Below are 20668 nucleotides of genomic sequence, written 5' to 3'. Positions count from 1 at the left end.
GCCGTGCTGAGGTGCAACCGCCCCGACTGCGGCCTGGGCGAGATCGACGGCGAGGGTTTCTGCCCGGTGTGCGACCGGCGCCCGCTGCCGCGGGAGCACGCCGCCTCGCCCGCCGGTGCGGCTCCGGAACAGCGCGCCGGCGCGGCGGGGAGCGTCGGCGCCGGCTCAGCGGGGGGCGCCGAACAGGTACGGGGCGTCGGCGTCGGTGTGGCGCCGGTGCGCCCGGACCCCTGGTACGGCCTCGGCCTGATCGATTCCGGCCTCGCCGCCGATCTCCCCGACCCGCCGCTCCCCGCGGCGGGTCCGGTCGCCGAGGAGCACCGGTTCTGCGCGAACCCCGTCTGCGGGCAGCCGGTGGGCCGAGGGCACGGCGAGGAGCCCGGCCGCACCGCGGGCTTCTGCGCGCACTGCGGAACCCGCTTCGACTTCGCCCAGCCGCAGGGCCTCACCATCGCCGGCCGCTACGACGTCGAGCGGGTCCTCGGCTCCGGGGCCTACGGCGCCGCGTACCTCGCACACGACCGCAACCTCGAGACTCAGGTGGTCCTCAAGGCGCTGAACCGGTCGGTGGCCAGGACGGCCGAGCACGAGCGGGACGTGCTGGTCGGGCTCCGGCACGACAGCATCGTCCGCATCCTCGGCTACGAACCCGAGGGACCCCACCTCGTGCTCGAGTACGTGCCGGGCGTCGCCCTGTCGGCGCGCGACGGAGACCGCCTCGAGACGCTGCTCGCGCACGGCGTCCGCATCCTCCAGGCACTCGACTACCTGCACGCCAGGGGGCTGCTGCACTGCGACGTCAAACCCCTGAACGTCATCAGGTTCCGGGAGGAGGGCTCCGCGGGCTCCGCCCGACCGCTGGACCGGGTGCGGCTCATCGACTTCGGCGCGGTGCGCTCCCAGGAGGAGGCCGGGCCGATCGTCGCCTACACCAAGGCGTACGCGCCCCCCGAGGACGACCCCGAGCATGTGAAGCCCACGCCCGGATTCGACCTGTACGGCCTCGGCATGACCCTGCGGGAGGTGTGCCGCGCACACGGCGCCGACCGGGCGGCGCCGGGAGCGGACTCGCTGATGCTGCTGTTGGACCGTGCCACGGACATCGACGTGCCCGAGCGGAGATTCGTTTCGGCACGCCAGTTCGGCGAGCAGCTCAGCGGAGTGGTCCGGCAGATCGTGGCCGCGCCGCCGGCCGGCCGGCAGGTCGCCCGGCCCTCGGCGCTGTTCGGCTCGATGACCGAGCCCCTGCACGGCGGGCTGGGCGCGGCGCGTCCTCTCGACCACTGGGTCCGGGCGACCGTGACCGGGGACGCCCTGCTGACCCTGCCCGCGCCGTTCTCCTGCCCGGGCCCCCGCGACATGGCGGGCGCCCTCCCCACACCCCTGTCCGACCCCGACGATCCGAACATCGGCGACCCGGCCACGAACGCGCTGGCCGAGAGCCGGCTCGCGCTGCGGCGCGGTGACGTCACCCGGGCCGCACGGGCGCTCACGCGCGCGGGACTGCCCGACTGGCACTGGCTGCATGCCTGGTACCGCGGCCTGATCGCGCTCGCCCGCGAGGACGTGCCCAGAGCCGCCGGCCACTTCACCGAGGTGCGCCGGGCCCTGCCGGGGGAGCTGATCCCGCAGCTCGCGCTCGGCCTGTGCGCCGAGTTCCGCGACGACCGTGAGGTCGCCCGCTCGCACTACGGCACCGTCTTCGACACCACGCCCGCGCTCGGCGCGGCCGGCTTCGGGCTGGCCCGGGTGCACCTGCTGTCCGGCCGGCGCGCGGAAGCCGTGGCCGTCGCCGAACGGCTCACCCAGGAGTTCCGCTACGAGCGCGAGGCGCGGGTCGCGGTCATCCGCCTGCTCGTCACCGTCCCCGCCCGACAGACCCCGTCCGCCCCGCCTGCGCCCGACGACCTGGCGGGCGCTCGCGGGGCGCTGGACGGCCTCCACGTGGACGACGCCGCGGCCGCCGGCCTCGAGGCGGAGATCCAGTACGCCGAGTTCCTGCGCGCCCACGACCGGCTGCGGCTGTCGGAAGCCGTCCGCGGGCTCGGTGCGCACGCTGCCACCGAACGCGCCTACGTGGCCCTGGTGGACCTCGCGAACCGGCTGCGCCCGCCGCTCGACTGGCGGTGGCCGGCGCTTCGCAGGCGAACCGGTCGTTCCCGTGTCGGAGCGGGACCCGACACGCTAAGCTCCTGAGTCGCTACGCACGGCATACGGGGATGCCCACGGGCATACGCACCGGCATACGGAGACGCACGGGAAGCCCGGATCACGGGGACACAGGGGACACAGTCGGGTGGTGCCGGTGGGGGACAGGCCGCCGTTGACAGGGCTCAGCTTCGACGTGGACGTGGACGCACCTGCCGACCTGGCCCACGACGGGACGCGCGCCGACGCCCTCGTCACCGTCCGGGCCCGCCCGGTCGACGGGCAGGCGTCGCGGACGCAGACCGCCGTGGTCCTCATCATGGACAAGTCGCTGTCCATGGCCGGGCACGGCAAGCTGGACGAGGCCAAACGCGCCCTGTGCGCGGCCGTAGACGCCCTGCGGGACGGGACCCTCGTCGGCATCGTCGCGGGCCATCACGAGGCCGAGGTCGTCTTCCCCGCCACCGGCGGCCTCGCGACGGTGGACGCCGGCGCCCGGCAGGAGGCCAAGAGCCGGATCATCGGCCAGCTGGCCGAGGGCGGCACGGCGATCGGCCGGTGGCTGGCCTGCGCGGACCGCCTCTTCGCGGCGGCGGCCTCGCCCGGCGTCGTCCGCCACGCGGTGCTCTACACGGACGGCAAGGACGAACACGAGACACCCGAACAACTGGGCAGCGTCCTGGAGTCGTGCGCCGACCGGTTCGTCTGCGACGCCCGGGGGCTCGGCGACGACTGGAACTACGCGGAGCTGCTGAGGATCACCCAGGCTCTGCACGGCAACGCCGAAGCCGTCGTTACCGCCTCCGACCTCGCAGGGGACTTCACCCGGACCATGCGGCACGCCCAGCGCATCGTCGTACCCCGTGTCTACCTCGGCCTGCGCCTCAACAGCCGGTTCCGGCTTGGCTTCGTACGCCAGACACGCCCCGTGGAGTCGGAGCTGACGGCCCGTCGGCAGCACGGCGACGAGATCCACGTCCCGCTCGGCGCCTGGCCGCCGGAAACCCGCCAGTACCAGGTGTCCCTGCGCTACGACCCCGACGCGCTGACCGTCGAGGAGGACCTGCGCGCCGCCAGCATCACGCTGCACTGCGAGCAGAGCGACGGGACCCGCGCGCCGTGCAGCGAGCCGCGGGCCATGGTGGTGCGGCGGCGCGGGACACCCGGGTTCGACATCCCGCCGTCCGCCGACCTCACCCGCGTGGAGAACGAGCACGAACTGGGCATGGCGATGCGGGCCTGCGCCGACGCCCACCAGAAGGGGCTACGCGAACGCGCCGACCGGGAACTGCGCATCGCGATACGGCTGGCCGAGGAACTCCGCGACACCGCGCGCCTGCGACTGCTGCGCTCGGTGTCGGTCGACGGCCCCGACGGCCTGCCGCAGATGCGCCGCGACGTCTCCCGCGGTCAGGTGCAACGACTGGGACTCGACTCGACCAGGACCGTGGCCCCGCCCGTCGACGCGGTGCACCTGCCGACGGCCGACGGCCACGACGCCGTCCGCCGCTGCCCCCGGTGCGGCACTACGCCGTCCACCCGCTCGGCGCGGTTCTGCGAGGCGTGCGGCCACAGCCTCGACGCGAGAGTGGACGCGCCGGGCGGCGGACCGGCGGACGCCTCGTGAGCGCCACGGCCGGCCGGTCCCGGCGGTCCCTGCGTGAGAGGGCGTCCGACGGGCGCCGACGGGTGCGGGCTGTCCACCCCGTCGCAGTGCTGCGGTGGCTCAGAGCGGGCGTACTCGCCATGGTGGCGGCCACGGCGCTGCTCTATTTGCTGGTGTCGGCGCAGGCCGGAGACCAGATGGCCGCCGCCCGACGCACCGAGGCCGCCGTCGCGGACATCGAGCAGGCCCGCGGTACGGCAGTGGCGGCGGAGGCGGCGCTCGCCGAGGTCGCCGCCACCCGGCAGGTCACGCTCATCGGCACGGGCACCGAGTTCGCCAACGACACCGCACGGGTGAACACCCTCGTCACGTCGGCGGCCGCGGGCAACGCGGCGGGCAACCGGGGACGCACCCAGTTCGAGTACGTCCAGAGCCAGTTGACCACCTGTCTGCAGCTGGCCAACACGGCGGTGCGCGACTACGCGCGCAGCGGCCCCGGCGTCCTCGACTCCGCCCGGCTGGCGCTGACCGCTCCCCGGGCGAAGGACCCGCGGACGGGGAAATGGATCCCCGGCACGGGCGGACTCACGGCGTCCCTCACCGACCTGAAGGACCTGCAGAACGAGGCCCTCGACGCGCAGAAGCGGTCGCGCTGGCTGAACCCGGTCTACGTCCGCTCCCTGCTCGTCGGGCCGACGGCCGTCATGCTCGGGTGCGTCCTCGCGACCGGGTACGTACTCGCCCGGCGCTTCCGGCGCTTCGTCGGCCTGCGCCTGGTCGCCGCCCTGGCCGCCACCGCGGCGGTCGGGATCACCGCCAGCCGGCTCGGCCGACGCGACACCCTGGCCCTGCACCAGACCCCGCTGCTCGGACACTGGCTGACCACCACGCTCACCCTGGGCCTGCTCGCCGTCGCCGCGGTGCTCGCCTACCTCGGCTACCGTCCCCGTCTCTCCGAGTACAGGTTCCCGCGCCCATGAAGCAGACGCTGACGGCGCGGCTCACGCGCTGGGTCCTGGTCCTCGGCCTGCTGCTGGCCGCGGCCGGCTGCGGCGACGCGTCCCGGCCCGACCGCGTGACGATCATGATCCCCTGGTCGGGTGACGAGTTCCAGGCCTTCTACGCGGTTCTCACGGCGTTCGAGAAGGAGACCGGCATCCAGGTGGACGTCCAGGTCACCCGAGCCCTGACCCAGCAGCTCGACGCCGCCGTGACGGCCGGGGCGCCGCCCGACCTCGCCATGCTGCCGAGCGTGGGAGCCGTCCACGGCTACGCGCAGCGGGGGAACGGGAAGGAACGGACACTGCAGCCGCTCGACGTGCCCACCGGCGCCTATCTGGAGCCGTTCCGCGGGCTGGCCACCGTGCGGGGCAAGGTCTACGCGGTGCCCGTCAAGGTGGACGTCAAGAGCCTCGCCTGGTTCGCGAAGGCGACGACCGGACGGTCCGCGCCGCCCGATCTCGGCACGCCCGGGATCTGGTGTCTGGGACTGGAGTCCGGACCCACCTCCGGCTGGCCGGGCGCGGACTGGATCGCGGACATCCTCCTCGCCCGGACCGGATCCGACTTCTACACGAAGTGGCTGGCCGGCACCGAGAAATGGAGAACGCCCCAGGTCGACGAGGCGTGGACCACCTGGCGTGCTCTCATGGGCGCCGGCGTGAAGGGCGCGGCCGTCCGCAACTTCGGCGAGGCGGCCGCGGGAATGACCACGACGCCCCCCAGGTGCTCCCTCGCGCACGGCGCGCTGTCCGCCATGGGGTTCGACAAGGGACACGCCCACGACTTCGTGACCTCCTCCCGTACCCGCCGACTGGAGGTCTCGGCGGACTTCGTCGGCATGTTCACCGACGACAACCCGAGCGCCGAGGCGTTCATCGCCTTCCTCGCCGGGACGAAAGCCCAGCAGCTGTGGGTGGACCAGGCGGCGGGCGCGGCCTTCTCCGCCGACAGTCACGTCACCCGCTACGCCACCTCGGTGCAGCAGCGGATAGCCCAGATGCTCCGACCGAGCTCCGGCTACACCCTGTGCTTCGGCGCCGCCGACGCGATGACGCCCGACGTGTCGGCCGCCTTCTACCGGGCGGTCCTCGACTACGCGACCGCCACGACGACGGACCCGGACCGGTACCTAGGGGATCTCGACCAGGTCCAGGAGCAGCTGGGCAGTTCCCCCGTTCCCCGTGACAAGCTCTGCGCCGGCCCGGGGTGACGTGGACGTCCTTCCGGTCAACGGGAGACCAGCAGACCCCGGCCGCGCAGGACCCGTCGCTCCAGCGGGCTGAAGATCAGCAGGTCGATGGCGACACCGACGAGCAGGATCAGGAAGATGGCCAGGAACACCTGCGGCATGCTCGAGTTGCTGCGTCCGTTCTCCAGCAGCTGACCGAGACCGACGCCCAGATCGGGCGACGAGGCGATGATCTCGGCGGCCATCAGCGACCGCCAGGCGAACGCCCAGCCCTGCTTCAGACCCGCCAGATAGCCGGGGAGCGCCGCCGGCATCACGATGTGCCAGGCTCCGCGCAGCCCGGTCGCGCCCAGGGTGCGTCCGGCCCGCAGGAACAGCGGCGGGATCTGGTCGACGCCCGCCACCAGACCGTTGGCGATGGACGGCACCGCGCCGAGCAGGATCACGGCGTACATCATCGAGTCGTCCAGGCCGAGCCAGATCACGGCGGGCGGCACCCAGGCCACCGACGGCAGGGACTGCAGTCCCGACAGGACGGGGCCGATGGCCGCCCGGACGAACCGCACCCGGGCGACCAGCAGGCCCAGCGGGGTGCCGATGACGAGCGCCAGGAGGAAGCCGAGCAGCCCCCGCGAGACGCTGGTCCAGATGTAGTCGAGCAGGGTGCCCTGCAACCAGGCGTCGCGGATCTCGCTGCCCACGTCGGCCGGCGAGGGCAGCTTGTAGTCGGGGGCGACCTCGAACCACACCAGCAACTGCCAGAGGGCCAGGACCAGCACGACGGCGGTGACGGGCGGCAGCACCTTGCGCAGCAGGGTCTCGCGCAGCGGCGTACGAGAGGTCTGCACCGTCTCCAGCGCGTCGAGTCCGGCCTCGAGCCCCGTCAGGTCGTGCGGGTCACGGGGTTCCCCGGTCGCCGGGCGGCCGTCGTCGCCGACGGTGGAGCCGGTGGCGCCGGTGTCAGTGCTGGCCATGTCGGCGGATCTCCCTGCGCAGTTCTTCGGTGATCTCGACGGACAGCTCGGCGACCGCGCTGTCCTCGATGCGGCGCGGCTGCGGAATGCCGATCGTCCACTCGCGGGCGATGCGCCCCGGCCGGGAGGACAGGAGCACCACCCGCTGGGCGAGGCGCACGGCCTCCCGCACGTTGTGCGTCACGAACAGCACCGACAGTCCCGTCTCGCGCCAGATACGGGTCAGTTCGTCGTGCAGCACGTCACGGGTGATGGCGTCGAGGGCCGCGAACGGTTCGTCCATCAGCAGCAGCCGGCTGTCCTGGGCCAGCGCACGGGCCAGGGCCACGCGCTGGCGCATCCCGCCTGAGAGTTCGTGCACGCGCTTGCCGTGCGCGCCCCGAAGCCGGACGAGGTCCAGGAGCCGTTCCGCCTCCTGACGGCGTTCGGGTGCGGCGATCCCCCGCAGTTTGAGGGCGAGTTCGATGTTCTTGCCCGCGGTCAGCCACGGGAACAGGGCGTGCTCCTGGAACATCAGGGCGGGCCGGCCGTCCGTGGCGATCGAGCCGGCGGTCGGCCGGTCCAGGCCCGCGACCAGGTTGAGCAGCGTGGACTTGCCGCAGCCGGAGGCTCCCAGGAGGGTGACGAACTCGCCGGGTGCGACATCGAGGGTGATGTCGTCCAGCACGAGCTGCTGTCCGCCGGGAGCGCCGGGGACGGGAAAGGACTTCGAGACGTGCGCGATGCGGGCGGCGTGGGTCGCCGCCGTGGCGTTCTCGGCAGCCTGGGCGATCGTGGCGGCCATGGTCGTCACCTCCTGGGAGCTGTACGGGCGGGTGGTTTCTTCCGCTACTCGACGCCGAGCCCGGCGTCGCTGACCTCGGGCTTGCCCGCGGCCTTGAGGACCTTGTCGAGCGGCCTGAGGTCGTAGATGCCCTTCAGGTCGGGCTTGTCCAGCAGACCGGCCTTGACGGCGTGCTGCGCCTCGGTGTCGAGCGTGGCGGCCAGCGGGTCGTCGAGGAAGGCGATGGACTTCCAGGCCGGGTCGAGGATGTCGGCGGGCAGCGCCTTGCCCGACAGCTTCTTCAGCGCCGTGTTGGCGGACGCCTTCGCCTTGTCGGGGTTGGCGTTGATCCACTCGTTGGTCTTCACCGAGCCGCGCAGCACGGCCTCGACGACGTCGGGGTGCTCCTTGAGGAACTTCTGCGACACGATGATGTTCGTGATCACGAACTTGTTGTCCGGCCACAGCGTCGACTCGTCCAGCAGCACCTTGGCGCCTTCGCTGACCAGCTTGGACGCGGTGGGCTCGGGCACCCAGGCACCGTCTATGGAGCCGGACTTGTAGGCGTCCGGGGTGATCTTGTTGTCGGTGCGGACGACGGAGACGTCGCCCTTGCCGCTCTGTGCGTCGACCTTCCAGCCCTTCTCCGCGATCCAGTTGAGGAACGCGACGTCCTGGGTGTTGCCGAGCTGCGGGGTGGCGATCTTCTTGCCCTTGACGTCGTCCAGGGTCTTGATCTTCTCGGGGTCGACCACCAGCTTCACCCCGCCGGACGCCGAACCGCTGATGATGCGCAGGTTCTTGCCCTGGGACTTGGTGTACCCGTTGATGGACGGGGAGGGGCCGATCCAGCCGATGTCGATGGAACCGGCGTTCAGCGCCTCGATCTCGGAGGGGCCGGCGTTGAAGGTGGACGCCTTGATCGTGGTGCCGCCGAGCTCCTTCTGGAACAGGCCTTCCTGGACGCCCACCAGGGCGGTGGCATGCGTCAGGTTGGGGAAGTAGCCGATGCTGACCTCGTCGGCGGAGAGCTTCTTGGCGCCCGCCGCCACCGGGGTCTGCTTGTCACCGTCGGTGGCCTCGGACCCGTAGCCGCAGGCGGTGAGCAGGAGAGGCAGGGCGGCGAGGGCGGCGAGGGCGCGCAGTGCGGCGAGCGGTCTTGCGGCAGACACGGCGGTGTCCTTTCAGGGGAACGGAGAGAGCGGAGCGTTGCGGGTGGGTCGGGGCGACGGCCTTCCGCGTGCGCCGGCACACCGCCTCCCGGCCTTCGACGGCACAGGAGCCGTGGCGGGCCGGGCGGCGGAGCGCGGGGGAGTGGGGGGAGCGGCGAGCCGGGGGCGCCCGGCGCGCCGAGTGCGGCGAGCCGGACGGGAGTTCAGCGCTGGTGGCGAGAAGTGCAGCTGCTGTGGTGTCGGACGGGCCGACAGAAGGCGCTGGAGGTGCGGCCGAAGTCGATGTGACGGCGCGAGGTCAGCAGGGGCAGCGCCCGGCCGGTGCGGTCGAACGAACTCATGGCCACCCCCTGATCCCTAGTATTCCTACCTGGCTGATAGGGATCGTGGCAGAAGTGCGCGCTTCTCCCAAGAGGGTGTTCGCATGATGGACAGCTTCGTATCGTCCATCGAGACGGCGTACTGCCGGGGCGCGGCCCGGCGGCCTGGGTCCGCGGGTCAGGCGGGCAGCGTGAACGGAGGATGGGCGCCGTTGAGGAAGTAGTCCCCGACGTCGCGCAGGCGGTGGGACGCGGGCTCGTCCAGCGTGTGGGCCCGCGCGTTGCGCCAGAAGCGGTCGAAGCCCAGCCGCGAGGACGCGGAGCGGGCGCCGATGATGTCGAGGGCGCGGGTGGTGGACTCCTGCGCGGCCCTGGCGACGGCGGCTTCGGCCACGGCCACCAGGACGGACGCCTCCGCGTACTCGTCGTAGGAGAGGTCCGCGCCGCGCGCCAGTGCGCCCTCCACGGCCGTGACCGCCTGCCCGGCGAGCGCGGCGGCGGAGCGCGCGAGGACCGTCAGCTCTCCGTACGCGGCCAGGACGTGCGGGTCCCGGGAGGAGTCCGCCGGCCGGGCGGGATGCCAGGGTGCGTGGCCCGCCCTGCGGTACTCCCGGGCCTCGGCGAGCACTCCCTCCGTGATGCCGAGCAGCAGTTGGACGGAGAGGAGGCGTCCCACCGGCGAGGCCAGCGCGAGTGCGGGGGACAGGACCTCCTCGTCGGCGGACAGGGAGCCGAGCACGTCACGGGCGGCGACCGGCACGGCGTCGAACTCCACGGCGCCGCCGGCCGCGAGCCGCTGGCCGAAGGCGCCGGCGTCGCCGTCCGTCCGCACCCGGTGGTCGGCCGGGTCCACGACGACGGCGAGCGGTTCGCCGGTGTCCGACCGCACCGCCCGCACGGCGATGCGGTCGGCGACCAGGATCCCCGAGGCGTAGCTCTGCCGGCCGTCGAGCGCGTACCCCTGGGGCGTCCTGGTCAGCGTCACCGGCGGTTCCCGGCGGGCGAGGCCGCCGCCCCAGCACCAGCCCTCCGTCACGGACTGCCGCTCGACCTGGGCGCCCCGGCCCGGCTCGGCGAGAGACCCGGTGCTCCACCCCAGGAAGTAGTGACAACCGAGGAGTTGGGCGATCGCACCGTCGGCGGCGGCGATCTCCCGGACCACCGCGTAGGCCGTGCTCCAGTCGGCGCCGCCACCGCCCTGACCGGCCGGCACCAGCAGCGTCAGCAGCCCCGCCTCGCGCAGCCGCGACACCTCGTCGAAGGGGATCTTGCCCGCCTGCTCCCTGGCCGCCGCGTCCGTGGCCAGGTCGTCCGCCGCCTCCCGGGCCACGCGCAACCAGTGCGCACGGCCGCCGGGCGCGGTCCGGTGGTGCGACGAGGCGGGTGCGGACGGCGCGGCGGCAACGCCCATGACGGCGGTCTCCTCGGGATCCGGGGCAGGGACGCGGCTCACACCGTGCATGGCTCGCGCGTGCTTCATCCTGCGCATCCGGCGAGCGGGTCGTCAATGGTTCCCTAGTTATCCGATAGGAAATATCGGGAATCTTTTCCGGAGAAGACGCGAGGACGGTGAGTGCGGCGGGGGTCTACGGGCGGGGAGCCCGCGTCTGGTCACGGGGCGATGGGCGGGCGCCGCTTGTGGTCCGTGAGGCGGTAGCGGTCGACGATCGTCGCGAAGACGCGCTCCGTGACGGGCCTGCCCTCCAGGAAGTCGTCGATGTCGTCGTAGGCGACGCCCAGCGCGTCCTCGTCGGCCTTGCCCGGGTCGAGGGTCTCCAGGTCGGCCGTGGGAACCTTCCGCACCAGCTCGGCGGGCGCCCCCAACGCGTCCGCCACGGCTCGCACCCGTCGTTTCGTCAGGCCGGACAGCGGGACGAGATCGGCTGCGCCGTCGCCGAACTTGGTGAAGAAGCCGGAGACCGCCTCGGCGGCGTGATCGGTGCCGACGACCATGCCGTGGTGCGCGCCGGCCACCGCGTACTGGGCGATCATACGCTGTCGGGCCTTGATGTTGCCGTGCACGAAGTCCTGGTGACCGGCGTCCCGGAAGGTGACGTCGGTGGCGCGCAGGGCCTCGAGCGCGGCGTCGCTCGCGGGCTTGACGTCCACCGTCAGCACCCGGTCGGGTCGGATGAAGGAGAGGGCGAGCTGGGCGTCGTGCTCGTCGGCCTGGACTCCGTACGGCAGCCGCATCGCGTAGAACCGCGCGCAGTGCCCGGCGTCCCGGGCCCGCTCGACCGCGAGCTGGCACAGCCTGCCGGCGGTGGTGGAGTCGACGCCGCCGCTGATGCCGAGCACGAAGGAGGACAAGCCGGTGGAGGTCAGCCGCTCCGCGAGGAAGGCCACCCGGCGCTCGATCTCCGCCTCGACCTCGAAGCTCTCGGCGACCTGGAGTTCCCTGGCGATCTCCTGCCGCAGGGCGAGGCGCTCGGGCTCGTTCACGACTGCTCCTCGTGCTCGTTGTTCTCGGTGCGCTCGTTCACGTGGCTGCGGGTCCGGCGGGACCCGCAGCGGACACCGTGATCCAGGAGTCCCCCGGATCACTGTCGGCCATGCGTCGGACATCGGACGCGAGGCGCCGAGTGACACGGATGCCATGACCACCGCGCCGGGGCCCCGTCGTCCCGGCCCGGTTCCCCGTCGTCCCGGGCGACCGGGGTCGACGTCCGCCGGGCCGCTGTCGCTGCCGAGGCGACGCGGAGGCGACGCGGAGACCAGCGGCCCGTTGGCACGCAGGTGCTTCTTCAGCCACTGCTCGGTGGTGCTCACGTGCAGCAGCGCGGCGGCCTGACTGAGGGCGGCGTCGCGGGTGGACGGCGCCCGGTGGATCGCCTCGTGCTCGGCCAGGGCGCGGCCCGCGGACCGGTCGTCCGTCCGGCCGCGTCAGATGCGGGCGCGCAGCGGACCACCGTCGACAGCCCTGACCTGCGGGTCACCGGCAAACAACGACCAGATCGCCTCCCTGAAGGTCCAGTTCGACCCGGCGACATACCTCCGGATCACCAACGTCACCGACGGCCTCACCCTCGACAGCGGCGGCAACGTCGCCTCCGGCGCCAACCTCGAGCAGTGGTCGTGGGACGGCGACCCCCAACCTGCAGTGGCAGGCGGTGGACGTGGGAGGCGGCTGCCACAACCTGGTCAACCGGACCAGCGGCATGGTCGCCGACGGCTCGGGCGCCACCGCCGAAGGCTCGCCGGCCCGACAGGCCGCCTGGAACGGCAGCCCCGACCAGCAGTGGACGATCACCCGGCGCGACGGCGACCGCTACTCGACCGTCAACCGCACCACCGGGCTGGTGCTCGACGGCGGCGGCAGCGTCGCCTCAGGAGCGGTCACCAAGCAGTGGACCTACGGCTCCAGCACCGACCTGCTGTGGACCTTCACCGCGCTCTGACCTCCCCGAACGACAGACCGGTTGGGCTACGGGGGCGTGCTCCCCCACATCCCCGCAGCAGCCCCTCCACCGGGAATCACGGGTGGCCCGGCCGGGCCGCGTGTCGGTCCGACATCGCGAGCGGCCCCAGCGGCCGCATCCCGTCAGCCGGGGTCCTGACCGCCCGGGAGCGGCTGCTCGAACCAGACGACCTTGCCCACGCTCACCCGCGTCGCCCCCCAGCGCTGCGCCAACCGGTCCACCAGGAAGAGTCCCCGTCCGCCCTCGTCGCTCAGCCGGGCGTGCCGCAACCGGGGCACCAGGGGCGAGTCGTCCGCCACCTCGCAGCGCAGCACGTCCGTGCGGAGCAGCCGCAGGGTGATCGGACGGGTGGCGTAGCGCACGGCGTTCGCCACGACCTCGCTGACCAGGAGCTCGGTGGACTCCGTCAGGAAGTCGAGACCCCAGTGGTGCAGGGTTCTGCGGGTCAGCCGGCGAGCCTGCCGCGCGGTCTGCGGACGCGGGGCCATGTACCAGTACGCGACGGTCTCCGGCGGGATGCCCTCGAAGCGGGCCGCGAGCAGCGCGATGTCGTCGTCCCGGTCTCCCGACCCCAGCGGTCCGAGCGCCCGATCGCACAGTTCCTCCAGCGCCGAAGGCGCGGATCCCGAGCGGGCCGTCCGCAGTCGGGCGCGCAGCCGGTCCACCCCGGTCAGCACGTCGGAGTCGCGGGACTCGACCAGGCCGTCGGTGTACAGCACCAGGGTCGCTCCGGCCGGGGCGTGCATCTCGATGGACTCGAATCCGCCGGCGCCGACGCCGATCGGAGCCCCGGGCGGGACCGGAAGGACCTCCGTGCTGCCGTCGGGGTGGAGCAGAACCGGTGGCAGATGGCCCGCGTTGGACACCAGCAGCCGGTGCTGTACGGGGTCGTACATGGCGTACAGACAGGTCGCCGTGTGCTCACTGCCCAGCCGCTCCGCCTGTTCGTCGAGGTGGTGCAGGATCTCGTCCGGCGGCAGGTCCAGCCCGGCCAGCGTCTGCACGATCGTGCGCAACTGCCCCATGATCGCGGCGGAGGTCATGGAGTGGCCCATCACGTCGCCGATGACCAGCGCGACACGGTTGCCGGGCAGCGGGATCGCGTCGTACCAGTCGCCGCCGACCTGTGCCGTTCTCGAGGACGGCAGATAGCGGCTGGCCAGCGTGACTCCGGTCGGCTCCGGCAGCGACGGCGGAAGCATGGTGCGCTGGAGCGCGTCCGCCACGGACGCCTCGCGGACGTAGAGCACCGCCTTGTGGATGCCGAGGGCGGTGTGCGTGGCGAGTTGGGAGGCGACGAGCAGGTCGTCGCCGGTGAAGTCCGGCCGGCCGGGCCCGCGGACGAGGACGACGCTGCCCATGGCGTGGCTGCGGCCGTGCAGCGGAGCGAGGATCAGCCGCCGTCCGGGCGGCACCGCACCGGGCTTGCCCGCCACCCCGAGCAGCTCGGCGACCACGGAACGAACGCCCGGCAGGTCCCCGAACACGGGCCGCCCGGCCCGCAGCAGCCGGGCCAGCAAGCCGGTGGCCGACGTCCGGACGACCTGTGCCGCCTGGACGGTGCCGACGGCCGGTGGGATCGACCGGGGCCCGTACGGGGCGGCCCGGCCCGCCGGCGCGCGGTCCGTGGTGCGCAGCCGCAGGACGCCGGGGGAGGGGGTGATCTCGTCACCGACCGGAAGTGGTGCGTACAGGTGGACGAAGGCCAGGTCGGCGAAGGCCGGCACGGCCGCCCGGCACAGTTCCCGCAACGTCTCGTCGAGGTTCATGCCCCGGGCGATCTGCCGGGTCGCCGCGTCGAGGTACCGCAGCCGGTCGGTCTGCGGCTCGCCGGCGTCACGCGCGGCGCCTTTCGCCCGTCCTGCGGGAGCGTCCGCGGCCGACAGGCGCACCGCCCGGCCGCCGCCTCGGGGACACGGAGCCTCGTCCGGCCGCGCGGGCGCCGCCTCGGCGCGGTCTCCGGCCTCCGGTGACGGCGCGGGGCGCTCCCGTCCATGCCTGCGAGCAGCGGGTTCGTGCACGCCGGCTGTCTGGTCGCCGGCGCCTGTGTCGGCTCCGCGGTGTTTCGTCACGCGCGTCCTTCCTGCCGTGCAATCCCGCCCGGGGAGCGTGGGCCAGGGGTCGTCAGGCGCGCCGCCTGCATCGCAGGAAGATCTGCACCTCGGGCTGGACGTCCACGGTCGCCGGAGCGTACGAGTACCCGGTCTCCTCCACGATCTCGAAGCCGGTCTCCTCGACGATCTCGCGCAGCTCCTCCCGGAGGTAGCCGGACACCCGGATCGTCCTGCCGATGAAGGGGATGGTGAAGTCGTCCACATCGGCCTCGACCATCGACAACGCGAACAGTCCGTGCGGAAGCAGCAGGTGGTGGACGGTCCGCAGGGCGAGGGGAATCTCCGCGCGCGGCAGCATGAGCAGGGCGAAGAAGGCCGTCACCGCGTCGAAACGGCCGAGGTCCCGTGGGCCGCCGGGCCGCAGATCCGCGATGTCGGCCCGGTGGAACACCCCGGTGGGCACGTTCCTGCGGGCGAGCGCGACCATCCTGTCCGCCAGGTCGACGCCGACGACCTGCAGCCCCGCCTCCGCCAGCCGGCGGGCGGTCGGGACCCCGGTGCCGCAGCCCAGATCCAGGACACGGGACCCGGCCGGCAGGGATCCGATGAGCCACTCGGCGGACGCGACCTGCCCTTCCTTGTGGGGGAAGGCCTCGTCGTAGTCGTCGCCGATGGCGTCGAAGGCCTCGGCCTGGCCCGCGCGGTCGAGTTCCATGCTCCCGTAGCCGAGCTCGTCGGCAGGATCGCTCACGAGGACCCTCCTTATGCCTTATGCGCGATTTTTTCACATTTATGCACACTTGGGCGTGGTCCGAAGGGCGCGATCCGCCGGGGCGAGAGTGCCGGCCGACGGACACGCTGTGTCACGACGCGCAGGTGGCCGTTCGGCTGCTTCCCGTGTCCGTGTCACGCACCGAGGCGCCCCGCAACGTCCGGGGCGCCTCGGGCCTGGCGGGCAGGTGCTCTCAGCAGATGCCGGTCAGTCTGGTGTCGCTGTACGGGCTGCTGTCGGACGCCGTGGTGAGGATGTGGCAGCCCGGCTGGACGCCGTCGACGCGCAGGAAGCCGTTGTCGTACGTGGCGGCGACGCTGCTGCCGTCCATGAAGACGCTGGTCGTGCCCGCCGTGCCGCCCGGCAGGTACACCGAGGCGGTCGTATTGGCCGGCACCTTCACACCGACGTCGACGCGGCCGCCGCCGGTGGTGTCGTAGGCGGCCCCGACGGTGCCGTGCGCGGTGGGAACCGTGACGTTGGCCCAGGTGACCGACGTCGGCTGTGGCTTGATCCGGAAGGTCCGGTAGCCCGGGGCGGTGGGCTGGATGCCGAACATGCTGCGGGCGATCGTGTAGGACGGAGAGGCCGCCCACGGGTGGGAGTAGGTGGTGTTGGACTTCAGCGACAGGTCCCAGGCCTCCATGGTGGCCCCTGCCCCGTCGTTGATCATGTTCATCCAGCTGCGGGTCCCGGTCGACGTCAGCAGGCTGTGGGCGAGGTCGGGCCGGTTGCCCTCGTACAGGGCCTGGATGACGAACGGGGCGCAGTACACGCTGCACGCCATGCCTCGGCTGCCCAGGTAGGAGGCCACCTGAGCGGCCTGCGAGGAGTCGGCGAGGCCGAAGGCGGTGGCGAAGGCGCCGGCCTGGACGGCGTAGTGGTTGATCACCGTGCCGTCGTTGTTGAGGCCGTCGCGGTAGGCGCCCTTGGCGGAGTCCCACATCCGCGCGTTTACCGCGTTCTTGATGGCGGTGGCCTTCGCCGTGTAGGCGGCCGCGTCCGCGCTCTTGCCGAGCGCGGTGGCGATGTCCGCCATGTTCGTGTAGGCGCGGTGGGCGAGGGCGTTGACGACGGTGTTGTAGGAGGTGAAGACGTAGCCGTCGCGCTCGGAGGTGGGCCAGTCGACGATGTCGCAGTCGGTGCAACTGCTGGCGCCCGTGCTGCCGGTGGTCTTGTGGATCAGGCCCGTCGCCGACTCGTACCACTTGTCCGGCAGCTTGCCCTGCAGGGCGGTGTACGCGGCGGACAGCGGCGCGGTGTTGCCGGTCGTCTCGTAACTGTCGTGCATCGCCAGGATCACGTACATGGGCCATTCGGTGGGCCAGGTGCGGTTGGACCTGAGGAAGTTCAGCGAGTAGTCGCCGAGCGCCGTGTCACCGCCCGTGTAGAGGTTGCCCATGAGCTGGAGGTAGGTGTCGGCCTCGTAGATGTCGCGCTCACGCTCCCACGAGTCGACGTACAGGTTGAGGTTGGTCGCCTCGACGGTGTTGCGGGACAGCGCCCAGACCGCGTTGAGCGAGGTGTCGGAGGAGGCGAAGGCGCCCGCCGACTCGTCGAACGGGTAGAGGTAGGCCTCGGCCTTGAAGTCGGACGAGGTCAGCCCTGTTGGGGCGCCGATGACCTGGACGTACCTGAAGACGCGCAGGCCCCAGGTCTCCAGCTGCTGACTGCCGGACTTCAGGACCCACTTGTCCTGGTAGGTGTTGCCGGCCGAGGTCTGGTACTTGACCGTGTTCGTGCCGGAGGTGACCTCGCCGTAGCGGATGTCGACCACCTGCCCGGCGGTGCCCGTCAGGTTCAGGGACAGTCCGCCGATCCAGGTGCGGCCGTAGTCGACGAAGTAGTTGCCGGCGGAGTACTCGGTGACCGACACGGGCGTCCTGAACGACTGCCGGACCTTCGCGGTGGGCGCCGGCTGGAGGTTGCCGAAGACGGCCTTGGGGACGGCCGCGGGCCACGCGGAGGCGTCGAAGGCGGACGTGGCGAAGCCGAAGGGGTAGCGGCGGGCGTCGAAGTTCTCCTTGGGTGCGCTGTAGTAACTGGTGCCGATGGAACCGGCGTTGGGCAGGATGCGGGTGCCGTCCAGGGACTTCCAGCCGGCGCCGGTGCTCAGGGTCTTGGTGGTGCCGTCGGTGTAGCGGACCACCAGTTGGGCGAGGAAGCGCTGATCGCTGGTGGTGTACCCGAGCGCGCCGACGGTGTTGACGGCGCCGGCGGTCAGCAGCGAGGTGACGTCGTAGCCGTCGTAGCGCGCTTCGGAGCCGACCGGCCGGGTCGGGCCCACGCCGACGAAACTGCCGTTGACCCACAGCTTGTAGACGAACTGGCGGGCCGGAGTGGTGGAGGCGCCGGTGGCGTACAGGTGGGCCCAGGCGATGCTCTTGCCGACGGCGAGCTTGGTGCTGCCGCGCAGGAAGGACCAGCTGGGAACCGTCAGCAGCCCGGTGCCGCAGTTCTTGCCCGTGCCGAGGGACAGCGCCCCGTTCGTGACGGTGCCGCAGGCGAAGTCGGCGTTGGCGGCGTCACTGAAGTCGTTGCTGTAGAGCGACCGGTTGTTGTCGCCGGTGACGGTGAGGTCGTCGAACGTGGCCTGCTCCGTGCTGCCGGTGCGGAAGCCGATGCCGCCTGAGGTGAAGGTGGAGTCGGTGGTGGTGTCGACCTGGGTCCAGGTGGTGTCGGCGTGTGCTTTGAGGGAGGTGGTGAAGGTGGAGCCGGAGGCGACGACGCGGAAGTCGTAGGTGGAGCCGGTGGTGAGCGCGAAGGGGAGGGCCGCGGCGGTCTTGAGGGCGGTGAAGGCGCCGTTCTTCTGGATCTGCGGGGCGATGGTGTTCTCGCCGTTGCCCTTGAACTGCCACAGGTAGTAGTTGCTGGTGTCCTGGGCGCGGAAGGTGACACTGGCGTACTTGGCGTCGATGACGAAGCTGCCCTGGAAGGTGTAGTTCGTCCAGGCGGTCGGGAACCCGGTGCCGCAGTTCTTCGCCTTGTCGACGAACAGGGCGCCGTTCGTCACCGTGCCGCAGGCGAAGTCGGCGTTGTCGGCGTCGCCGAAGTCATTGGCGTAGAGGGACTGGCCACCGCTGCCGGTCACGGTGAGGTCGTCGAAGGTGGCCTGCTCGGTCAGACCCGTGCGGAAGCCGATGCCGCCTGAGGTGAAGGTGGAGTCGGTGGTGGTGTCGACCTGGGTCCAGGTGGTGTCGGCGTGTGCTTTGAGGGAGGTGGTGAAGGTGGAGCCGGAGGCGACGACGCGGAAGTCGTAGGTGGAGCCGGTGGTGAGCGCGAAGGGGAGGGCCGCGGCGGTCTTGAGGGCGGTGAAGGCGCCGTTCTTCTGGATCTGCGGGGCGATGGCGTTCTCGCCGTTGCCCTTGAACTGCCACAGGTAGTAGTTGCTGGTGTCCTGGGCGCGGAAGGTGACACTGGCGTACTTGGCGTCGATGACGAAGCTGCCCTGGAAGGTGTAGTTCGTCCACGCCGTGGGGGCGCCGCTCCAGATCGGGGTGGCTCCCGGCCAGGTGGTGCCCGGCCCGGTGCCGAAGGTCGCCGCTGCGGACCACGGGGACGCCGCCCCCGAGGAGTCCCAGGTGCGGACCCGCCAGTAGTAGCCGGCGGAGGCCGTCAGGGCCGGGCCGCCGTAGGAGACGTTGCCGTCGGCCGCGGAGGTGACCTGGCCAGAGTCCCACACGTCGGGGGTGCCGGTCAGGGCGGCGGAGGTCGTGGCGACCTGGATCCGGTAGGCGGTCTGCCGGTCGCCGCCGACCTGCCAGCCGAGCAGCGGGGTGGAGTCGGGGGCCACGTCGACGGGGGCGGTCAGGCTGTTCACGGTCAGCGCCGCGGGGCTGTCCTGGGCGGCACTGGCCAGAGGCAGCTGTCCGGTCACGCCGCCGAAGACGGCGAAGCAGACGGTGAGCAGGACGGTCAGAAGAGAACGGGGGGATCCGGCTCTGCGGGATCTGCGGTGTCTTCGGGCAGCGCGGGACGGCGGGGCGACAGGCGGCACGGCGGGTCCTTAAAACGATTCAATCAGCGGGGACAACGTCTCCCTGACCAGGGGCGGAGTGAGTGGCTGACATCCTGAGGCGCATATGCCGCGCTGTCAACGTCTCCGGTTTCATCCGGTCGCGCTGTGGAGTTCCCGGTGCTTCGGGGGAAGGCTCCGGGAGCGGAAGGTACGGCGGTAGGCGTCCGGCGCCACGCCGACCGTCCGGTTGAAGTGCCGGCGCAGCGTCGTGGCGGTCCCCATGCCGGTGGCCGTGGCGATGGTGTCGACGGTGTCGTCGGTGGTCTCCAGCAACTCCTGCGCACGGCGGATCCGTTGGATGAGCAGCCACTGCAGTGGGGTGGTGCCGGTGACCGACCTGAAGTGGCGGCCCAGGTGCCGCGAACTCATCCGCGCCCGGCGGGCCAGGTCCTCCACGGTGAGCGGACGGTCCAGCCGGCGCAACGCCCAGGGGAACAGCTCGGCGAGCGGGTGGTTGCCCGGGGCGGGAACCGGCGTCCGCACGAACTGGGCCTGACCCCCGTCCCGGTGCGGCGGCACGACCAGCCGGCGGGCGAGGGTGTTGGCGACCGACGAGCCGTGGTCGAGGCGGACGAGATGCAGACAGAGGTCCATGGCGGCGGCCTTGCCGGCCGAGGTGAGCACGCTGCCGTCGTCCACATAGAGAACGTCCGGGTCGACCGTCACCCGGGGATGGCGCGCGGCCAGTACGTCGGCGTGCGCCCAGTGCGTGGTCGCGCGCCGGCCGTCCAGCAGACCGGCGGCGGCCAGCACGAAGGCGCCTGTGCAGAGGGAGGCCACGCGTGCGCCCGCCTCGTGGGCCGCGCGCACCGCCTCGACCAGTTCGGCCGGCGGATCCTGGTCGATGTCGGCCCAGCCCGGGACGATCACGGTGTCGGCGTGCTCGAGCCGGTCGAGTCCGTGATCGGGCTCCAGTCGGAAGTGGCCGACCCGCACGGCGGTCGGTCCGCAGAGCGAGAAGCGGTACCAGGGGTCCGCCACGCCGGTCAGGTCGGAGCCGAACACCTCGCACGCCAGGGCCAGTTCGAAGTGCAGCATGCCGTCGGTGACGGCCAGCGCGACGGTGGTCATGTCCGGAAGTGTACGAGGCATGGCGTTCCGGACGGTGGCGGCCGGGAGCGGACTTTCGCCAAGATGTCCATGACAGAGCGCGGTGCAGGAAGTGCGCAGAGAACGCAGTGCGCGGTGCATGCGGAGCGCAGTGAACGCAGTGCGCACTGCATGGAGAGCA

The 20668-nt window shown here is 72.1% G+C and carries 14 protein-coding genes and 2 pseudogenes; 5 read left to right on the top strand and 11 right to left on the bottom strand.

The features are described 5' to 3' along the window. Positions 1-3 precede the first annotated feature (3 nt). The 4 genes from QA802_RS01555 to QA802_RS01540 all read left to right on the top strand — a co-directional run bounded on the left by QA802_RS01555 (position 4) and on the right by QA802_RS01540 (position 5966). Positions 4-2196, top strand: coding sequence for a tetratricopeptide repeat protein (locus QA802_RS01555; protein ID WP_334517562.1), 2193 nt, complete (start codon positions 4-6; stop codon positions 2194-2196). A gap of 127 nt (positions 2197-2323) precedes the next feature. Further along, positions 2324-3775 carry a vWA domain-containing protein gene (locus tag QA802_RS01550; protein ID WP_334517560.1) on the top strand — a complete coding sequence of 484 codons (1452 nt, stop codon included), beginning with the start codon at positions 2324-2326 and terminating at the stop codon, positions 3773-3775. Continuing rightward, the gene (locus QA802_RS01545) at positions 3772-4734 is read left to right on the top strand and encodes a hypothetical protein (RefSeq protein ID WP_334517558.1); all 963 of its coding nucleotides are present in this window, start codon (positions 3772-3774) and stop codon (positions 4732-4734) included. Before QA802_RS01550 ends, QA802_RS01545 begins: the two co-directional genes overlap by 4 nt. After that, positions 4731-5966 (top strand): ABC transporter substrate-binding protein, encoded by a 1236-nt coding sequence (locus tag QA802_RS01540; RefSeq protein WP_334517556.1) that lies wholly within the window; start codon positions 4731-4733, stop codon positions 5964-5966. The genes QA802_RS01545 and QA802_RS01540 overlap by 4 nt, the downstream gene beginning before the upstream one ends. 17 nt (positions 5967-5983) lie before the next feature. On the opposite strand, the gene QA802_RS01535 is transcribed toward QA802_RS01540, so the two are convergent. The 7 genes and pseudogenes from QA802_RS01535 to QA802_RS01505 all read right to left on the bottom strand — a co-directional run. Continuing rightward, complete coding sequence (locus QA802_RS01535; protein WP_334517554.1) at positions 5984-6919, bottom strand: ABC transporter permease; 936 nt, start codon at positions 6917-6919, stop codon at positions 5984-5986. Beyond that, positions 6906-7703: an ABC transporter ATP-binding protein gene (locus QA802_RS01530; RefSeq protein WP_334517552.1), complete on the bottom strand. Its 798-nt coding sequence runs from the start codon at positions 7701-7703 to the stop codon at positions 6906-6908. The genes QA802_RS01535 and QA802_RS01530 overlap by 14 nt, the downstream gene beginning before the upstream one ends. Before the next feature lie 44 nt (positions 7704-7747). Beyond that, on the bottom strand, positions 7748-8854 hold the full coding sequence (locus tag QA802_RS01525) for an aliphatic sulfonate ABC transporter substrate-binding protein (protein WP_334517551.1): 1107 nt from the start codon (positions 8852-8854) through the stop codon (positions 7748-7750). Positions 8855-9057: 203 nt separating this feature from the next. After that, entirely contained in the window at positions 9058-9195 is a 138-nt protein-coding gene (locus QA802_RS01520; protein WP_334517549.1) for a hypothetical protein, read from the bottom strand. 157 nt (positions 9196-9352) lie between these two features. After that, positions 9353-10585: an acyl-CoA dehydrogenase family protein gene (locus QA802_RS01515; protein WP_334534230.1), complete on the bottom strand. Its 1233-nt coding sequence runs from the start codon at positions 10583-10585 to the stop codon at positions 9353-9355. Between the two features lie 200 nt (positions 10586-10785). Next, positions 10786-11616 (bottom strand): NAD(+) synthase, encoded by an 831-nt coding sequence (gene nadE, locus QA802_RS01510; RefSeq protein ID WP_334534228.1) that lies wholly within the window; start codon positions 11614-11616, stop codon positions 10786-10788. Between the two features lie 273 nt (positions 11617-11889). Continuing rightward, positions 11890-12084 (bottom strand): annotated as a pseudogene (locus QA802_RS01505) (GntR family transcriptional regulator); the annotation flags it as partial. Here QA802_RS01505 and QA802_RS01500 point away from each other — a divergent pair. After that, positions 12082-12572, top strand: a pseudogene (locus QA802_RS01500) (RICIN domain-containing protein); the annotation flags it as partial. The pseudogenes QA802_RS01505 and QA802_RS01500 sit on opposite strands and share 3 nt — an antisense overlap. Positions 12573-12715: 143 nt before the next feature. Here the strand turns inward: QA802_RS01500 and QA802_RS01495 are convergent. The 4 genes from QA802_RS01495 to QA802_RS01480 form a co-directional block, all read right to left on the bottom strand. Continuing rightward, complete coding sequence (locus QA802_RS01495) at positions 12716-14362, bottom strand: SpoIIE family protein phosphatase (RefSeq protein WP_443042250.1); 1647 nt, start codon at positions 14360-14362, stop codon at positions 12716-12718. 355 nt (positions 14363-14717) lie between these two features. After that, positions 14718-15362, bottom strand: a complete 645-nt coding sequence (locus QA802_RS01490; RefSeq protein ID WP_334534225.1) for a class I SAM-dependent DNA methyltransferase — start codon at positions 15360-15362, stop codon at positions 14718-14720. Between the two features lie 250 nt (positions 15363-15612). Continuing rightward, positions 15613-19296: a family 78 glycoside hydrolase catalytic domain gene (locus tag QA802_RS01485; RefSeq protein ID WP_334517545.1), complete on the bottom strand. Its 3684-nt coding sequence runs from the start codon at positions 19294-19296 to the stop codon at positions 15613-15615. A 231-nt stretch (positions 19297-19527) separates the two neighbouring features. After that, positions 19528-20508 (bottom strand): helix-turn-helix domain-containing protein, encoded by a 981-nt coding sequence (locus QA802_RS01480; protein WP_334517544.1) that lies wholly within the window; start codon positions 20506-20508, stop codon positions 19528-19530. Positions 20509-20668 lie beyond the last annotated feature (160 nt).

The sequence above is a fragment of the Streptomyces sp. B21-105 genome, from assembly GCF_036898465.1.
Taxonomy (GTDB): Bacteria; Actinomycetota; Actinomycetes; order Streptomycetales; family Streptomycetaceae; genus Streptomyces.
This window is presented reverse-complemented; position numbering and strand designations above follow the sequence as displayed.

Coding starts and splice junctions, on each gene's coding strand:
- QA802_RS01540 (WP_334517556.1), top strand. CDS start 4,731: ATGAAGCAGACGCTGACGGCGCGGCTCACGCGCTGGGTCCTGGTCCTC.
- QA802_RS01535 (WP_334517554.1), bottom strand. CDS start 6,919: ATGGCCAGCACTGACACCGGCGCCACCGGCTCCACCGTCGGCGACGAC.
- QA802_RS01530 (WP_334517552.1), bottom strand. CDS start 7,703: ATGGCCGCCACGATCGCCCAGGCTGCCGAGAACGCCACGGCGGCGACC.
- QA802_RS01520 (WP_334517549.1), bottom strand. CDS start 9,195: ATGAGTTCGTTCGACCGCACCGGCCGGGCGCTGCCCCTGCTGACCTCG.
- QA802_RS01515 (WP_334534230.1), bottom strand. CDS start 10,585: ATGGGCGTTGCCGCCGCGCCGTCCGCACCCGCCTCGTCGCACCACCGG.
- QA802_RS01495 (WP_443042250.1), bottom strand. CDS start 14,362: ATGAACCTCGACGAGACGTTGCGGGAACTGTGCCGGGCGGCCGTGCCG.
- QA802_RS01490 (WP_334534225.1), bottom strand. CDS start 15,362: ATGGAACTCGACCGCGCGGGCCAGGCCGAGGCCTTCGACGCCATCGGC.
- QA802_RS01480 (WP_334517544.1), bottom strand. CDS start 20,508: ATGACCACCGTCGCGCTGGCCGTCACCGACGGCATGCTGCACTTCGAA.